This is a genomic window from Verrucomicrobiia bacterium, from assembly GCA_035946615.1.
Taxonomy (GTDB): domain Bacteria; phylum Verrucomicrobiota; class Verrucomicrobiia; order Limisphaerales; family UBA8199; genus DASYZB01.
In genome coordinates this window covers 42,341-58,518 of sequence record DASYZB010000087.1, presented here as the reverse complement: position 1 = coordinate 58,518, position 16,178 = coordinate 42,341, and the positions used below count along the sequence as shown (strand labels likewise).

Genomic DNA, 16,178 nt, shown 5'->3' with positions numbered 1-16,178 from the left:
TGGCCCGATACGTTCACCTCAACCCGGTGCGAGTGGGCGGTCTGGGCCTGAACAAGTCTCAGCGGGCTGCTGCGCGAGCGGGGGCCATCCGGGCTCCCGGGGGTGGGCTTGTGGCGGAGCGCTTGCGGCAGTTGCGGGAGTTTCGCTGGAGCCCATCCGATTCTATCCGGGCAAAAATGGCACTTACGTAATCGTCCACCCGACCCTGCCACTCCCACTCCTAACCCGCTCCACCCACAAGCGGCTGAAGCCCGGGTGAAACCATTGCTCAGGTATCTGGAGCGCGACCGAGGCAGCCAGGTGATTTCCACCCTGCAAAGCCTGGTGGAAGGATTGAGCGGGGCGGCACGTGATGGACCCGTCTGAAAACTGAGATGCGCCCGTTTCGGACGGCAGGGCAACTTCGCCATTGACCCCGCCCCAATTCCAAACCAATACTCAGCCTGCGGATCATATCAGCAAGGCCCCTAATGAAAGACACAGGCGAACGTCACGGCTTCACTTTAATCGAGTTGCTGGTCGTTATCGCCATTATCGCCATCCTCGCCGCCATGCTTTTGCCCAGCCTCTCCCGGGCAAAGACGACCGCCCAGGCCACCACTTGCGCGAATAACGTCAGGCAACTGGCTGTGGCCTGGCTGATTTATTCGGATGACAACCTCGGCCTGCTGGTCAACAACACGAGCATGACCGATACCCGGACCTATCGCCAAAGCTGGGTCAATAACATCGAGGACTGGGGCGCCAGCAGCGAAAACACCAATCCGGCCTACGTGCTGAGCGGAAAATTGGCCCTCTACGTCAATAACAACCTGGGCGTTTACAAGTGTCCTTCCGATTTATCCCAGGCCCAGGCCGGGCCACGCTTGCGCAGCATCTCGATGAATTCGTTGGTGGGCGATCCGCTGGTCAAACCAAACCGGTTCAATCCCAACTGGTCCCAGTTCCTCAAAATCGTTCAGTTCCCACGTCCTTCGACCTTCTTTGTTTTCATCGAGGAACATCCGGACACCATCAACGACGGCTATTTCATGAACCGCTGGGACCAAATCCAGTGGGGCAACCTGCCTGCCTCCTATCACAATGGCGCGGCGAACATCTCCTGGGCGGATGGCCACATCGAGCGCCATCGCTGGATAGCTGACACCATCCGGGCTCCGGTTAAAGGGGCCGTTGGCGGTGGATTTGTCCCTTCGCCCACGACCGATTACCTGTGGCTGAGAGACCGCACAAGTTTCAAGATTAATTGATCACGAGCCGGAGGGGCGAGCGCGCCAGCCCCCCATATTTATTCATTTATGAAACCCGCTGCTTGTGTTGCCCTCCTGCTTGTTCTGCTCCCAATTGCGCCGGCCGCGCAGCCCACCGACTTCGCATCGTCGAATGACGTAACCTGGCATTCCCTCGGCGCCGACGAAAACAGCTCGATGCCGCTGGGCAACGGCGACCTCGCCCTCAACGTTTGGACCGAACAGAACGGCGATATCGTCCTGCTCCTGGCCAAGGCCGATGCCTGGAGCGAGAATGGCCAGTTGCTCAAGCTGGGACGAGTGCGGGTAAGGCTAACGCCTAATCCATTCACGTCTCCTGGTCCATTCACCCAAACTCTGAAACTGGAAGATGGCGAAGTTCGGATTCAAGCAGGCAAAACCCTCGCCAGCATTTGGGTGGATGCCAACCATCCGGTGGCGCACGTGGAGATTCACACCGAGCAACCGGTTGAACTCGATGCGAGCTCTGAACACTGGCGCGCGAAAACCTATCACCTCGAGCAACAAGCTGTCTCTCGCGCCGGCTTCTTTGAATGGGGCAATAATCCGGAGGGCCTAACCTTCGGCCCGGACACAATTTTGCCGGCGCGCCCGGATCGGGTTTCCTGGTGCCACTTTAACTCCAACAGCATTTATCCGCTCGTTTTTCAACGGGAGCATTTGGAGTCGTTGCTGGCAAAATATCCGGACCCGCTGCTGCATCGATGCTTCGGCATCACCATGCAGGGCCCGGGGCTGGCCAGCCGCGACAACCAGACGCTGCGAGCCAAAACCGCTTCCCGCTCATGGCGACTGGACCTCTTCGCCCTCACCAGCCAAACCAGCGGCCCCGAGGCATGGCAGGCCGCTTTGGATAAAAACATCGTATCCATCAGCGCAGTAAGCCTCTCTGCTGCGCAAAAAGCCCATCGGCAATGGTGGCGGGCGTTCTGGAACCGCAGTTGGGTGCATGTCGAAGGGACACCCGAGGCCGAGAAGGTTTCCCAAAGCTATGCTATCCAACGATACATGACTGCCTGTGCAGGGCGCGGCGCCCAGCCGATTAAGTTCAACGGCTCGCTTTTTACCGTTGGGCATAATCTGCCGGGGGGGTCCAGCTCGACGCAGAGCGCTCACGACCCCGATTACCGTGCTTGGGGCGCCTCTTACTGGAACCAGAATACCAGGTTGATTTATTGGCCTCTGCTGGCCTCCGGGGATTATGACCTCCTGGCGCCCTGGTTCGATATGTACGTGCGGGCCCTTCCCCTGGCTAAAGACCGCACACGTCAGTATTTTCATCATGGTGGAGGGGCGTTCATCGAGACGATATACTTCTGGGGGTTGCCCAATGTGAACGATTTCGGCTGGAACAACCCCGGCCCCGAACTCGAGAGTGAATGGATGCGCTATCACATCCAAGGTGGCATCGAGGTCCTGGCACAGATGCTCGACCGCTACGACAATACCCAGGATGCCGATTTTGCCCGCAACTCCCTCCTCCCCATGGCCGATGCCACCATCCAGTATTATGCCCAGCATTGGCAACCCGGACCCGATGGTAAGATTCTCATGGAACCCTCTCAATCCATCGAGACTTATCAAAAAAATGCGGTTAACCCAACCCCGGACATCGCGGGTTTGTTGAGCGTTCTGCCTCGCCTCCTCTCTCTTCCTCAAACCTTGGGCAGCCAGACCCAACGGGACCTGTGGAAAAAGGTCCTCGAGGAGCTTCCGCCGATCCCGATGGGCGCCACGGCGGCAGGAAAGCTACCCCCCGAAGGCCAGGGCGACCACGATGGAACCAAGACCATCCTGCCCGCTCAAAAATATGGCAGGCCAAAGAACCACGAAAACCCCGAGCTTTACACTGTCTTTCCATATCGCCTCTATGGCATCGGCAAACCTGGCCTGCCCCTGGCACGGCAAACCTTCGACGCCCGCCTTTATCCCTTTGCCAAATGTTGGGGTCAAGACGGCATGGAATCAGCCCTCCTGGGCCTGACGCCTGAGGCAAAGAAGGTCGTGCTCCAGGAGTTTACCTCCTACGGCGACCAGCGGTTTCAATGGTTCTGGTCCAAAAACAGCGACTGGATACCGGATATGGATAACGGCGGCGCAGGAATGGAAACCCTCCAACTCATGCTGGTTCAGTGCGATGGCAAGCGCATCCAACTTCTGCCGGCCTGGCCAAATGATTGGACGGCGGATTTCAAATTACACGCCCCTTTTCAAACCACCGTCCAAGGCCGTGTCCAGCACGGCAAAATTACCGAACTGGAAGTCACTCCCAAACGACGGGCTAAGGACATTATAGTGCTCCAGCGCTCGCTCTGATGCGAATGCGAAAACGCACTTCTCTGCCGGCCCACAAGAGGGATGCCAACCCAAAAGCTCCCCCGGATTTGCCTGCTGGTTAGGGGTTAAGCACCACGTTCTCGCGGCCCGATCCCGTAGCGCCAGAAGCGCCTCCAAAGACAGGAATCGCTTGCTGCCGCCGAGAATTCCCCCATCGCCGGCCCACCAAAACATTTTTTGCAAACAGGACTAGTAATTTCTTTTGGGCTATGCGATAGTAAAGCAACCCCAGCGACTGCGCAGGCGAGCGGGGTTACGAAGCGAAAAAGAAGTTCAACATTTTTTGAGCGGAGAACGCCAAAAGATGTCGAACCTAATAGACAATCAAATTCCAGACTAAAATTCGTTGGAAATGAGAAGACCGATTAAAGATGAATTCACGGACCTGCCGATTTCACGGCAGCGCAAGTACCAATTGCGGATGCAACGCGACCGGCGCTGCACCGAGTGCGGCGAACCGGCGGCCATGGGCTCGCGCTGTTTGAAGCACTTGGTCAAAGCCCGCGAGCGCCAGCGCAAGAAGCGCGGACTCAAGCGGCGTTATTACAACACGCTCAGCTATAAGCTCGAGGCGATGGCATAGAGAGACTGTTTGTAGTTCCCAGGGGGAGACCAGCCCTCGAAGGCTACCCCGCGAGGGTGCTCGTGCTGGAGTCCCTTCGACAATGGCGCCCCGGCTCAGCCGTTAAAACGCTGGTAGAACGAGGTCTCTCTACCGGCCGGCACCCCTGTCAATTGAGTCAGGGCATCCACCAACTCCGTCACGCGGGGGGGTTTGCTTAACACCGCATCGACGTTAGGCACTGCGTGGTCCTGTTCTTCGAGCATCGTTCCCCAGCCGGTGAGCATAATCACTGGGGTCTTGGGTGAGGCGCTCTTGATATCTTGAGCCACCTGGCGTCCGTTGACGCCGGGCATGCCTAAATCCGTAATGACCACATCAAAGGGCTTGCCGCGGGTGGTGGCTTGTGCGAAGAGGTCCAGGCCAGCCTGCCCGCCATCGGCGGTTTCCACGTGATGGTGATAGAATTCGAGGATTTCCTTGAGCAACTCGCGCAGGAGCGGTTCGTCATCGATGCACAGCAGGCGCAGGGGCGAGCTCTGGATGATTTGCGGCTTAAGCTGATTATCTCTCGGTTTGGGCGGGTCGCGGAAGGAAAAAATAAGCCGAATAGTGGTCCCTTTGTCGGGCTCGCTTTGGATTTCGATATGGCCCTCGTGCCGCTCCATCATGCCGTACACCATGGCCAGGCCGAGGCCCGAGCCGCCGTGTTCGCGTTTGGTGGAAAAGAATGGCTCCAGACAATGCTGCCGGGTGTTTTCGTCCATCCCGATGCCATTATCCGTGATTTCGAGAATAATATGGCTGGGCTTGCTATCGCCGTTGGAAGGGGTGGTGAGGCTGACGGTCCGAGTGGTGATGGTGATTACCCCCCCTTTGGGCAGAGCCTCTACGGCGTTAATGATCACGTTTGTCAGGGCTTCACGCAGCTCGGACTCATTGCAGTGCAGGTCCGGCAATCCATCAGCCAGATTGGTTTTGATGTCAATCGAGATGCCTTGGCCCTGGGCTATGTCGCGCCAGCGTGGACGAGTTAATTCGATCACTTGCTGAACCAGGTGGTTGATGCCTGCGGGGCGCAACTGCTCGTTGCGGTCCCGTTGCCGGTAAAATTCGCTCATGCGCCCTACGATTTGGGCGATGTCCTCGGCCGAGGTGTGGATGTACTCGAGGTTCTTGCGCGAGTTCTCTGCCAGGCGCCCTTCCTTCCTGAGCACCATCTCCGAATAGGCCAGGATCGGTGAGAGCGCATTATTGATATCGTGCGCAATGCCTCCCGCCATCTGCCCAACGGCCCGCAGGCGCTCCTCCTGCACCACCGACTGTTGCGTCTGGCGCAGTTCGTCATAAGCCGACTGGAGTTCTTCCCGGGAATTGGCTTGATGAAAGAGTTTTTGACATTGCTCCTCAGTCGAGAGGATTTTGAGCAATAACTCGCGTTTCTCGGCGTTGACCGACTGCACCTCTTTTTCGATTTCCTCGTTGATATGACGCGCCTCTTCGAGCACCAGAACAATCATGCTGACCGCGATAAACAGTTGCAGCACCGCCGAAAAGAGGAACTCCGCATTGACCAGGGTCTCGTATCGCTGGGAAAAGGGGTAGCTCATCAGATAAACGCCCCAGAGGAAAAACCCCAAAAAGAGCATTCCAACAGCAACAAACTGGCGCTGCTTGCGCAAGCGGTAAAAGCTCGCCCCGGCAAACATGCTCGACAACCCGATGAGCAAGAAAATGGGAATTTGTGTATAAAATGAGTCGTGTGTGAGAGCCCTGCCCGCGCAGCTCCAGGTCAAAAGAAACGCCATGAACAGGCCAAAAAGGGTTTGGGGCGTGCGCAATTCCAGAAAAGCCAGGCTGCCCCAGAGCAAAAACACCGCTGAAATAGAAACGCACCACTGTTTGAGAATCAGGACAAAGGAGTCGGGCCCAGGGGTGGGAAAGGACGCGCCGATAGTCAGCCACAACGCGTAAAACAGCCAGGCTGCAGTCCAAACTGTAAAATAATGGCGCTTGGTGTACCGATTCAGATAGTGGAACAGCGCAACCAGGACCCACACGCTCAACAGAGACACAAATACCGCCGCCCGCAGGTACTCACGCGGGAACACGATGTCGAATCCTCTAATTTCGTTTACCACTGAATTTTGCGTTTTATTCGGTCATTCCGCTGCCTGGTCGAGGCGCATTTATGGACATAATTGCCCTATTTACATACAGAACCCGGGAACTACTAAACCGACCCTAAGAGAGCATTCGCCAAGCCAGGGGCGGAGAAGGAAGGATGAATTGTGAAAAACCGGCTGCATGGACAGAACGGGCCATAGCCTGCATTGACAATCAATCCTCCCGGGTCCACGCTTTATCGAAACTGAGGCGTGCTATGAAAACGATTTTTGCAGTGGCCGGTCTGGCCATAGCGCTGGCGGGTGTTACTTACGGCGGGCCGGAGGTGATTATCAAACAACGCGCCAAGGAACTGGCTAATGAGAACAACGTGCGCCAGGGCGTTGCGCCACCCACCACAGCGCCGGCGCCCGCATCCAGTGCCGCCACCCCAACCCCAACACTTGCCCCCGCCTTGGGCCGGTTTCAAACTGATTTGACGGCGATCTCCGCTAATTCCCAAGTTACTGCCGCTCAAAAACAAAAGCTCACTCAGGAATTGCTCGCAGGCGCGCTCCAGGCCAAGCCCTCCCCGGCTGCAGCGGCCAAACTGGTTGATGATCTGGCGGCCGCTTTCGCCGAAAAGCCGCTTTCCCCTTCGAGCCGCGCCCGCCTTCTGATGGAATTGGATGCGGTCCTGAACCCTGCCAAATATCCGCAGGCCAAAATGGAAGGCATCTTCGCGGACATCCAGGCCATCTTCCAGGAAAACGGCTTGAGCCGAAATAAGGCCGTGACGATCTCGAATGATGTCAAAAGCGTGTCTGCGGAAATCCAACACGGCGGGGCCAAATAACCGCCCCTGGCCGATGAAATGAGAAAACCCCGATTCCGGGCTCTGCTGTTGGCGGCCCTGACCGGTTTGGTGGCCCAGCCCCTGATGTCGCAAACCAATCTAACTGATGCGGCGCGCTGGCTGGCAAAAGCGGAGCTGCCACCCCCTTTCTCGGCTCCTCAATCCGAAGGCGATTGGAATCTCAAACGCAAGCAGATTCGGGCGCAACTCTGGGAGCTTCTGGGCAAACTTCCTCCACGCCCGAAAGTACCGCAGGTCCAACTGGTTTCTCGCGAAGAGAGGCCCGAATATATTGTCGAGAAATTCCAGTTCGATAATCTCGCCGGGGCGATTGTTCCAGGATATTTGATCATTCCCAAAAGGCTTGCCGGCGGACCTTGTCCTGGATGGATGATTATTTGAACCGGTGAAGCTTTCCGTAAAGAGCGATTACGCAGCACGCGCTGTTCTGGGTTTGGCCCGGCATTATCCTGCGCGCGTGGCAATGCGGGTCGAGCATTTAGCGGCGGAGCAGGGGCTCCCACCCAATTATCTGGTCCAGATTTTACTCGAACTCAAAGCGCAAGGCATTGTTCGCAGCCTTCGCGGCAAAGAAGGGGGTTACCTCCTGGCTCGGCCTCCAGCAGAGATCACCCTGGCCGATGTGCTCAACGCTGTCCACGGAACGGTTTTTGACAGCCCCGCGCTCAACGACAGCGCCTGCCCGCCGGAATTGCGCCGCGCTTGGCAACGGCTGCAACAAACGCTTCAAGCCACCGCCGGCGCCATCAATTTCCAGCAGTTGCTCGACGAAGGCATCGAGAAAAAAATGTACTATATATGAGGCCCGAGTCTCTTCGGAACAGGCCAAAAACACCAGCGCTTAAAGCTGCATAAAAACGGGGGCTAACCGGATCATTCGGGTGCCAGACCCGCTCAGTGTCAGGCGGCAACACGGGCAAATCCCTCCTCTATATGCTGTAGGATTCTCTCGACAATCGGCTGAGCGCGCGCAGACTCGGGCGTCCCTTCCGCCCTGAGAATTGCCCATTCCTGGCGCACGCGTTTGAGACCGAATTCCAGCGCGATCTCCAGCAGTTGGCTAAAACGAGGCCGCACCAACGCCGCTCGAATGTGCGCAGAATCCCCGGCGCCCGGATTCGACCACACCAACCCGGGGTGCTGCTCCCAAAAAGCTCTCCTGCTTGCCGTCATGCTTAAAACCTATCCGTGCGCTCTCCGCTTGGCAATCGGAACCAAACTATTCTATTTCCTTAAGCATTTGGGAAAGCTTTTGGGAATCGTTTGTAGGTGGCTGGCAGGCCGTTCCCGTGCAGAGATAAGCGACAGGCCCTTCGGTCGTGGGCAGAGTCCGGGCGAACGGTTCGACAGGCCCCGCGGAACCCAGGATGATTTTGTGCGGATGGTAAACCGAATGAGCCGCGTGAATGAGCCTCTTTGTTTCCGGGTGCTCCGGGTCTCCCGCGATCACAGCCCGCACAGGTTCGACCAGCCAAAAATCCAGCGCCTGCAACATAAAAGCCATGGCTTGCGGGATTTGCCGCAAACGACCAGCGAACAAGTGGAGGGTCTTTTCGGCGGCTTGAATGAAGCTTTCGTTGCCTGTGAGCCTTCCCAGTCGCAGGAGTCCCATCATGGCCGCTGAGTTGCCCGAAGGTTCCGCCCCGTCGTAGTACTCCTTGAGGCGCAGAATCAGGTCCGTGCTTTGAAGCGGGCTTTGCCAAAAACCGCCTGATCCGGAGTCAAAGAAGTTCGCCATCATGCTTTGCGCCAGGGCAATGGCGAATTCCAAATGACGCGGCAGGAGTGTCGCTTCGTATAAATCCAAAACCCCGGAAAGGAGGAAGGCGTAACCTTCGAGCAACTGCGCCTGGTCGTGCTCGCCCTCGCGCCAACGATGATGGAGAGTTCGCGTCTCTGGGTCCCAAAGTCTCTTTTGCAGGAAACCCAAATTCTTCTCGGCCGCGGCGCGATAAACCTCCTCGCCCAGCACGGCATAGGCGCGCGCCATGGCCCCGAGCATCAGCCCATTCCATGAGGCCAATATCTTATCGTCCAAATGCGGACGCACCCGATGGCCGCGCGCCGCAAACATCTTGCGCCTCGCCGATTCCAGCGGCGGACGCTCCAAATCGGACACGTTTGGATCGACGATGCTCAAGACGTTTTGGTTCGACAGCGGCTGCGGATGACTATGATCGACAAAGTTGCCCTTTTCGCTCATCCCAAAATAGCGGGCAGCAACTTTGAACTCTTCCCTGCTCAGCAGGCTGGACAGTTCTGCCGTCGTCCAGCAATAGAATTTGCCCTCGTGGCCTTCGCTGTCGGCATCTTCGGCAGAATAAAATCCACCCTCGGGATGCGTCATGTCTCGCAAAACGTAGTCGAGAATATCTCGTGCCACAAATGCGTGAAGCGGATTGCCGCTGACCAGCCAGGCCTCCAGGTAAAGCTGCGCCAGTTGCGCATTGTCGTAGAGCATCTTCTCGAAATGCGGCACCAGCCACGCTCGATCCACCGAATAGCGCGCAAAACCGCCGCCAAGCTGATCGTGAATGCCGCCCGCCGCCATGTGCTCGCAGGTGCGCAGCACCATGTCGATGGCTTCAGGGTCGTGAAAGCCGGCGCCATAGCGCAGCAGGAATTGCGGGTGGCTCGGTTGCGGGAACTTCGGCGCGTCACCAAACCCTCCATGGACTGGGTCATAGTTTTGCTTGAGCCGCGCGCCCGCGGAACGAACCGCCTCGGGCAAAAGGCCGGCATCGCAAGCCTGCCCCTCGGCAGCGGTCGCCTGTTCGAGCTTCGAATGGATGTCCTGCGCCGAATTGGCGACATCTCCGCGGCGCGATTCCCAAAGCTGCCGGATGTGTTCCAAGAGCTGCAAAAACCCGGCGCGGCCATGAATGGCGTCCGGTGGGAAATAGGTGCCGCCGAAAAAGGGCTTCAGGTCCGGTGTGAGGAAGACATTCAACGGCCAACCGCCCTGGCCGGTGGTGGCCTGGACAAATGTCATGTAAATCTTATCGACATCCGGCCTTTCTTCCCGATCCAGTTTGATGTTGATGAAGTGCCGATTGAGAAACCGCGCCACCCGCTCATTCTCGAACGATTCCCGCTCCATGACATGGCACCAATGGCATGTCGAGTAGCCAATGCTGAGGAAAATGGGCTTGTCCTCCCGCCGCGCGGCGGCAAAAGCCTCCTCCCCCCAAGCGCGCCAATCCACCGGGTTGAATTGGTGCTGCAGAAGGTAGGGCGATTTCTCCCGTGCCAGGCGATTGGCCTGGGGGCGCTCGGCGGTCGTCGAAATGGTCTTCACAATCTAAACCTTGTGCATGATGAGGAGCCGCTCGTCCGGGACGAATTGCTCGGGAAATTGGCGGCACGAGCGGCCTTGTCCACCATAGCCCCTGCCCAAGAACTTGCAAGGGGCAAGCGAAAGACGCGGGAAGCTTTGACCGCATCTAACAGCGTGCGGTAAGATTACGACATGCGACAGGCGCTAATCTACCCCTGTGGATGAGTTCAAGAAACTACTCTAGTTCTTAACCGGTTTCTTCCAAATCGGCACGACGCGCTTCATTTCATCGATCAACCAGCGGCAGGCCTCGAAGGCCACTCCGCGATGGGGCGCGACGACCTCCACCCAAAGAGACGGCTCGTTGACGGCCACCACCCCGGTCCGGTGAACCAGCCTGACCGACTCGATTGGCCAGCGCTGTTGCATTTGGTCGAAGAGCAATTCGAATTGGTGTTCGGCCATCCGCTGGAAGGCCTCGTACTCGATGGCCGCAATCTTTTGTCCCGCCTCGCTCTCGCGCACCACACCAGTAAAACAGACCACCGCCCCCATTCCGGTGGAGAGCGCGCGCCCTGAGAGCAACTGGTGTTCATCAACCGGCTCGTTAGTGATCTTTAGTTCCCGTTTCACTGCTTTGCAAAGGCCCGCATCGAAGGAAAGACGCTCTCCCAATCACCCTCCTTGCACCGGTGGGAAGAGCGAGACCTCGTCGCCTTCCTTTAAGACATAGCCGGGTTCCTGGTACTCGATTCCCACGGCGACCAGAGTCGATCTTTGCATCGGTTTCAATTGTGGAAAGCGCTTCCAGAGGGCTTGCAACAGCTCCTCCAGCTTGCTGTCCTCGGGCAGTTCCTGAGCTATTTCCGAACATCCCGCCAGCTCTTTAAAATAAGAATAAAAACTGACCTTTACGCGCATACGCTCCCGCTTCACGCGCCATTTGCTGCGCGCTTCGCAGTGCCTTGGGCATAAACGTGGGGGTGCAGGACCCCTACGAAAGGCAAGTTTCGGAATCGCTCGGCAAAATCCAGCCCATATCCCACAACGAAAAAATCCGGGACGTCGAATCCCACATAGTGCGCCTCGACCGTCCCGATGCGGCGCGCCGGCTTGTTCAGCAGCACGCAGACTCTGATCCGGCGCGGCTTGAGCGCGCGGAGTTTTCCCAGCACCCGGCGCATGGTCTTGCCCGTATCCAGGATGTCATCGACCAGCAGCACATCGCGCCCGCGCACATCCAGCCGCAGTTCCTTGGTGATGACCAGTTCGCCCGACTCTGTGCCTGCTCCATAACTGGAGATGCCGATGAAGTCCAGGCGCAGGGGCAAATCCAGGTAGCGGACCAGGTCCGCCAGAAACATTACCGTGCCGTTAAGCAAGGAAACCACCACCAACTCACGTCCCGCAAAGTCGCGCTGGATATGACGGGATAGCGTCCGCAACCGGCGTTGAATCTGCTCCGCCGAGATCAGGACCCGCTCGATTTCACCGCGCCAGCGGAGTGGAACGGCAGGCGCGTTCGAGTTTCGAGCGCTCGATGCCATGCCGGAGAGGATTCTTTTTGGCCGGTCCATTGTGATTGTTTTGCGACGATCCATTGGCGGCGGCATTTCTATCGCTTCGACTCTCGCATCAGCGCCTTGCGCATGCCGGCCAACTCCTTAAGCCGGGACGGCAGGACCTTGGGGTAAGACAATCCCAAGCCTTCGAGGGCATCCACAACCACCTCCGCCACCACCAGCCGCGTGAACCATTTATGGTCTGCGGGCACCACATACCATGGGGCCTTTGCCGTGGCCGTTCGCTGAATGGTTTCTTCGTAAGCCTTTTGATAATCTTTCCAGAGCTTGCGTTCCTCGACATCAGCTACGGAGAACTTCCACATCTTTTCGGGCTCGTCCAGCCGGCTCAACAGACGCCGGCACTGTTCCTCTTTCGAGAGATGCAGGAAAAACTTTCGCACGATGAAACCGTTGCGGTGCAGATGGCGCTCGAATGATTCGATGCTTTCAAAGCGCTCAGACCAGATGTCCTTTGTCACGCATTGGCGCGGGAGCCTTTGGCGGTCCAGCAGTTCGGGATGCGCTCGCACCACCAGGACTTCTTCGTAATACGACCGATTGAAAATGCCTATCCGGCCCCGCTCAGGCAGGCACTTGGCGGTGCGCCAGAGGAAATCATGGCTGAGTTCCTCATCGGATGGGACTTTGAACGAATAGACCTGGCAGCCCTGGGGATTGACGCCCGACATCACGTGTTTGATGGTGCCGTCTTTGCCGGCCGCATCCATGGCCTGAAAAATGAGAAGCAGACCCCATTGGTTCTGGGCGTAAAGCCTGGCCTGCAATTCGCTGAGCCTGGCCACGCCCTCTTCAAGCCATTCCTGCGCGTGCTCTTTGGATTTGAGCTTCCAGGTGTCACCGGGAGCTATTGCATCGAGCTTGAATTTCTTTCCATTATCAATCCGGTAGCGTTTGACCAATTCGCTCTTTTTCATGTTCGAGTTCCCTTTCTTCGCTGTGCGCTATAAATGGAATTGGCTCCTGTTTTGCAGGGCCTGGTGCAAGGCACTCTTAACCGCGTCGAGCCGGGCCGGCAATTCCAGCGGTTGATTTGCGTGCCGGCAGGGAAAATCCAGCGCCTTTTGATGGTACTGCACTTTCATCTCAACAAATTTCAACCCGTGCGCCGTGGAAATCACCACCACCCTCTGGGCCTTGTCGATCTTGCCCGCCTTCAGCAGCTTGAGCATCACGGCCAATGCCACACCCGTATGCGGGCAGTTGAACATCCCGGTGCGGTCACCCAGGGCGGCGGCATCGGCCAGCTCCTCTTCGGTGGCTTGTTCCACAATGCCGTCAAATTGTTTGAGCGTTCGCACGGCCTTTTGGAAACTGACTGGGTTGCCAATCTGAATGGCGCTCGCCAGGGTTTTTTGGGCCTGCACAGGTTCGAAGCTTTCGAAATGACGCAGGTATGCGCGATAGAGCGGATTGGCCCGCTCGGCCTGGGCGACGACGATGCGGGGCAGTTTGGCAATCAGGCCAAGGTCTTTCATCAACAGCAGCCCTCGGCCAAGCGCGGAGACGTTGCCCAGATTGCCGCCTGGGATGATGATCACGTCCGGCGCTTCCCAATCAAACTGCTGGGCTATCTCGATGCCGACGGTCTTTTGTCCCTCAACTCGCAGCGAGTTCATCGAGTTGGCCAGGTACAGGGTCGGGTCCTTGGTGATCTCCTGGACCAGCCGCATACACCCGTCAAAGTCTGTGTCGAGCGACAGCACCAGGGCATCATTGGACAGTGGCTGCACCAATTGAGCGATGGAAATTTTGCCGCGAGGCAGGAGCACGATGGACGGGATGCCCGCCGCAGCGCAATAGGTGGCCAAAGCCGCCGAGGTATCGCCTGTCGAGGCGCAAACGACTGCTTTTATAGGCGCGCCCTGGGCAATCATCTGTTTGACCTGGGAGACCAGGACTGTCATGCCCAGGTCTTTAAACGAACCGCTGTGGGTGTTCCCGCACAGCTTGATCCAAAGGTCCTTTAGCCCGATGACCTTCCCGAAACGCTCCGCCCAAAAAAGGTTCGTGCCCCCTTCGTACAGCGAGACGATGTTCTCGTGGTCGATTTCGGGCAGAATCCATTCCTTTTTGCCCCACACCCCCGAGCCGTAAGGCCACTCATTGCTCTTGTATCGCTCCTCGAAGAGCCTCTTCCAGTCGGCAGCGCTGCGGCCAGCCAGCGCTTCCCGGTCGTGCTCGACTTCCAGCAGTGAACCGCACCGCTCACACTGGTACACAATGGCATTTAGCGGGTAGGTCGCCCCGCATTGCCGGTTGATGCATTGGAACCAGGCGCGATTCGACATGTTACTCCCGCCTCGCCGGTGAAACCGGCCCCTTGCGGCTAATGACGAAGATAGCCAGGTCCGCATTGAGGTTCGGTTCGCTGAAGACTTCCGCCCCGGCTTCCGTGTCAAACGCGATTTGACGGTGAACTCGAATCTCTTTTGAGCGGCAAAAATCTTCAAAATCCGCAATGGTGAAGAAGCGAATGTTCGGGGTGTTATACCATTCGTTGTGCAAAACACCCGCGGATTTGGGCGACCGGCCCTCCTCCGCCAGCATGCGGCGGAGTCGATGATACCCGAAATTAGGGATGCTCACGATGCACTCACGGCCAACCCGGAGCATTTCTGTCAGGAGACCGTCCACATCGAACACAGCCTGCAGCGTTTGCGACAATATCACGCAGTCAAACTCATCCGTCCCGAACGCAGCCAGCCCTTTGTTCAGGTCGGCCTGGATGACGTCCAGCCCGCGCCCGATGCAGGTGAGAATCTTGCGTTCGTCCAGTTCGACTCCAACCAGCCGCCGGGGATTGCGCCGCTGCAGGCCGGCAAGCAATCCGCCTGACCCGCAGCCCAGGTCCAGCACGCTCGACCCGGAGGGCACCAACTCCAGGATGCGGTCGTAATCCAGCCGATGCTGGTGGAAGATGCTGGTGGGACCATGCAGCTCGTCTTTGATGGCCGCGTGAGAGTTGCCCTCTGGCGCCAGGTCATCCAGAAACGCCCGCATCATCCCGCCGTAAATCTCGATCTCGTCCGGCAAAAGGAAGGCGTCGTGCCCGCAACCGCTCTGGACATTGCAGTAGCTGACGGCCGCGCCGTTGGCGACCAGGGCATTGACGATGTCCCGTGACTGGGCAGGGGGAAACAGCCAGTCACTGGAAAAACTCAGCACCAAGCAGCGGCAGCGGGCTGGACGAAACGCGGCGGCCAGTTCGGCAGGTGTATTCCCCAGGTCGAACAGGTCCATCGCCAACGAAAGGGTCACGTAACTGTTGGCGTCGAAGCGCTCGACAAATTTCGCCCCTTGATAGCCCAAATAGGAACCTACGGAGAATTTCTTCTCGAATTCGATCGCCACGTCCCGCGGGTGCAGACGGTCCGCCTCGAATTTCTCGCGCATGGCCTCCGGAGACAAGTAGGTGATGTGGCCTATCATCCGAGCCAGCGCCAGGCCCACCGACGGCCCGTTGGATTTTCCATAGTATTGGCCGCCGTCGAAGTGCGGGTCGCGCAGAATCGCGTTGCGCCCCACAATATCGAACGCCAGGGCCTGGCTGGTCAGGCGCGGCGAGGTTGCCAGGGCAATGACGCCGCGCAGGCGGTCTGGGAAACGGGTCGCCCAGGTCAGCGCCTGGTGTCCCCCCAGGGAGCCCCCGACAACCGCGCGGAGTTGGCGAATACCCAGAGAATCAATCAGCCGGCGCTGGACCTCCACCATATCGGCCACGGTGACGGTCGGGAAATCGCGCCCATAAGGCTTGCCCGTAATCGGATTGGCGCTGCCCGGCCCCGTGGTTCCGCGGCAGCCGCCCAACAGGTTGGGGCACACCACGAAAAACCTGTCCGTATCAATCGCTTTCCCAGGACCGACTGCAATGTCCCACCATCCGGGATCGTCCTGGTCGCTGTGCCTGGCCACATGGGAATCGCCGCTGATGGCGTGGCAGACCAATACGGCATTATCCCGAGCCGCATTGAGCCGACCATATGTCTCATAGGCGATTTCCAGGCTCGGCAAATGGCCGCCAAGTTCCATCTCCAGCGGCTCATCCAATTTCAGCGATTGGACGTAGCGCAGAGGCTTGGAGTGCCGGACACTGTCGCTGCTCTCAAAGGCGGTTGCGTTCACAACAGACCTGCTTTCTACGCATTTAGGCTACCCAATGCGA

Annotated in this window: 16 protein-coding genes; 7 read left to right on the top strand and 9 right to left on the bottom strand. The window is 58.0% G+C overall.

Annotated elements, in window-relative coordinates:
- The 4 genes from VG146_12980 to VG146_12965 all read left to right on the top strand — a co-directional run.
- Positions 1-191, top strand: a 191-nt coding sequence (locus VG146_12980) for a hypothetical protein (GenBank protein ID HEV2393261.1), incomplete at its 5' end; no start/stop codon positions are given.
- A gap of 279 nt (positions 192-470) precedes the next feature.
- Complete coding sequence (locus VG146_12975; protein ID HEV2393260.1) at positions 471-1,250, top strand: prepilin-type N-terminal cleavage/methylation domain-containing protein; 780 nt, start codon at positions 471-473, stop codon at positions 1,248-1,250.
- 48 nt (positions 1,251-1,298) lie between these two features.
- Positions 1,299-3,587, top strand: coding sequence for a DUF5703 domain-containing protein (locus VG146_12970; GenBank protein HEV2393259.1), 2,289 nt, complete (start codon positions 1,299-1,301; stop codon positions 3,585-3,587).
- A gap of 373 nt (positions 3,588-3,960) precedes the next feature.
- Positions 3,961-4,191, top strand: coding sequence for a hypothetical protein (locus VG146_12965; protein ID HEV2393258.1), 231 nt, complete (start codon positions 3,961-3,963; stop codon positions 4,189-4,191).
- 95 nt (positions 4,192-4,286) lie between these two features.
- On the opposite strand, the gene VG146_12960 is transcribed toward VG146_12965, so the two are convergent.
- Positions 4,287-6,311 carry an ATP-binding protein gene (locus tag VG146_12960; protein HEV2393257.1) on the bottom strand — a complete coding sequence of 675 codons (2,025 nt, stop codon included), beginning with the start codon at positions 6,309-6,311 and terminating at the stop codon, positions 4,287-4,289.
- Between the two features lie 242 nt (positions 6,312-6,553).
- Between VG146_12960 and VG146_12955 the strand changes: the two genes are divergently transcribed.
- The 3 genes from VG146_12955 to VG146_12945 are packed head-to-tail and all read left to right on the top strand — an operon-like array spanning position 6,554 to position 7,955.
- Complete coding sequence (locus tag VG146_12955) at positions 6,554-7,132, top strand: hypothetical protein (protein ID HEV2393256.1); 579 nt, start codon at positions 6,554-6,556, stop codon at positions 7,130-7,132.
- A gap of 18 nt (positions 7,133-7,150) precedes the next feature.
- Positions 7,151-7,534 carry an alpha/beta hydrolase family protein gene (locus VG146_12950; GenBank protein ID HEV2393255.1) on the top strand — a complete coding sequence of 128 codons (384 nt, stop codon included), beginning with the start codon at positions 7,151-7,153 and terminating at the stop codon, positions 7,532-7,534.
- Between the two features lie 4 nt (positions 7,535-7,538).
- Entirely contained in the window at positions 7,539-7,955 is a 417-nt protein-coding gene (locus VG146_12945) for an Rrf2 family transcriptional regulator (GenBank protein HEV2393254.1), read from the top strand.
- A gap of 98 nt (positions 7,956-8,053) precedes the next feature.
- Here the strand turns inward: VG146_12945 and VG146_12940 are convergent, their stop codons facing one another.
- From VG146_12940 to VG146_12905, 8 genes are all read right to left on the bottom strand, one after another.
- Complete coding sequence (locus tag VG146_12940) at positions 8,054-8,326, bottom strand: hypothetical protein (GenBank protein ID HEV2393253.1); 273 nt, start codon at positions 8,324-8,326, stop codon at positions 8,054-8,056.
- 46 nt (positions 8,327-8,372) lie between these two features.
- Positions 8,373-10,451 (bottom strand): thioredoxin domain-containing protein, encoded by a 2,079-nt coding sequence (locus VG146_12935; GenBank protein HEV2393252.1) that lies wholly within the window; start codon positions 10,449-10,451, stop codon positions 8,373-8,375.
- A 219-nt stretch (positions 10,452-10,670) separates the two neighbouring features.
- Positions 10,671-11,063, bottom strand: coding sequence for a molybdenum cofactor biosynthesis protein MoaE (locus VG146_12930; GenBank protein HEV2393251.1), 393 nt, complete (start codon positions 11,061-11,063; stop codon positions 10,671-10,673).
- A gap of 42 nt (positions 11,064-11,105) precedes the next feature.
- Complete coding sequence (locus VG146_12925) at positions 11,106-11,351, bottom strand: MoaD/ThiS family protein (protein HEV2393250.1); 246 nt, start codon at positions 11,349-11,351, stop codon at positions 11,106-11,108.
- 11 nt (positions 11,352-11,362) lie between these two features.
- A complete protein-coding gene (hpt, locus tag VG146_12920) occupies positions 11,363-12,007 on the bottom strand; it encodes a hypoxanthine phosphoribosyltransferase (protein HEV2393249.1) in 645 nt (214 codons plus the stop codon).
- Between the two features lie 38 nt (positions 12,008-12,045).
- Positions 12,046-12,930 (bottom strand): polyphosphate kinase 2 family protein, encoded by an 885-nt coding sequence (locus tag VG146_12915; GenBank protein HEV2393248.1) that lies wholly within the window; start codon positions 12,928-12,930, stop codon positions 12,046-12,048.
- Positions 12,931-12,957: 27 nt separating this feature from the next.
- Positions 12,958-14,304, bottom strand: coding sequence for a threonine synthase (gene thrC / locus VG146_12910; protein ID HEV2393247.1), 1,347 nt, complete (start codon positions 14,302-14,304; stop codon positions 12,958-12,960).
- A 1-nt stretch (position 14,305) separates the two neighbouring features.
- Positions 14,306-16,138 carry a homoserine O-acetyltransferase gene (locus tag VG146_12905; protein ID HEV2393246.1) on the bottom strand — a complete coding sequence of 611 codons (1,833 nt, stop codon included), beginning with the start codon at positions 16,136-16,138 and terminating at the stop codon, positions 14,306-14,308.
- Between the last annotated feature and the right edge of the window lie 40 nt (positions 16,139-16,178).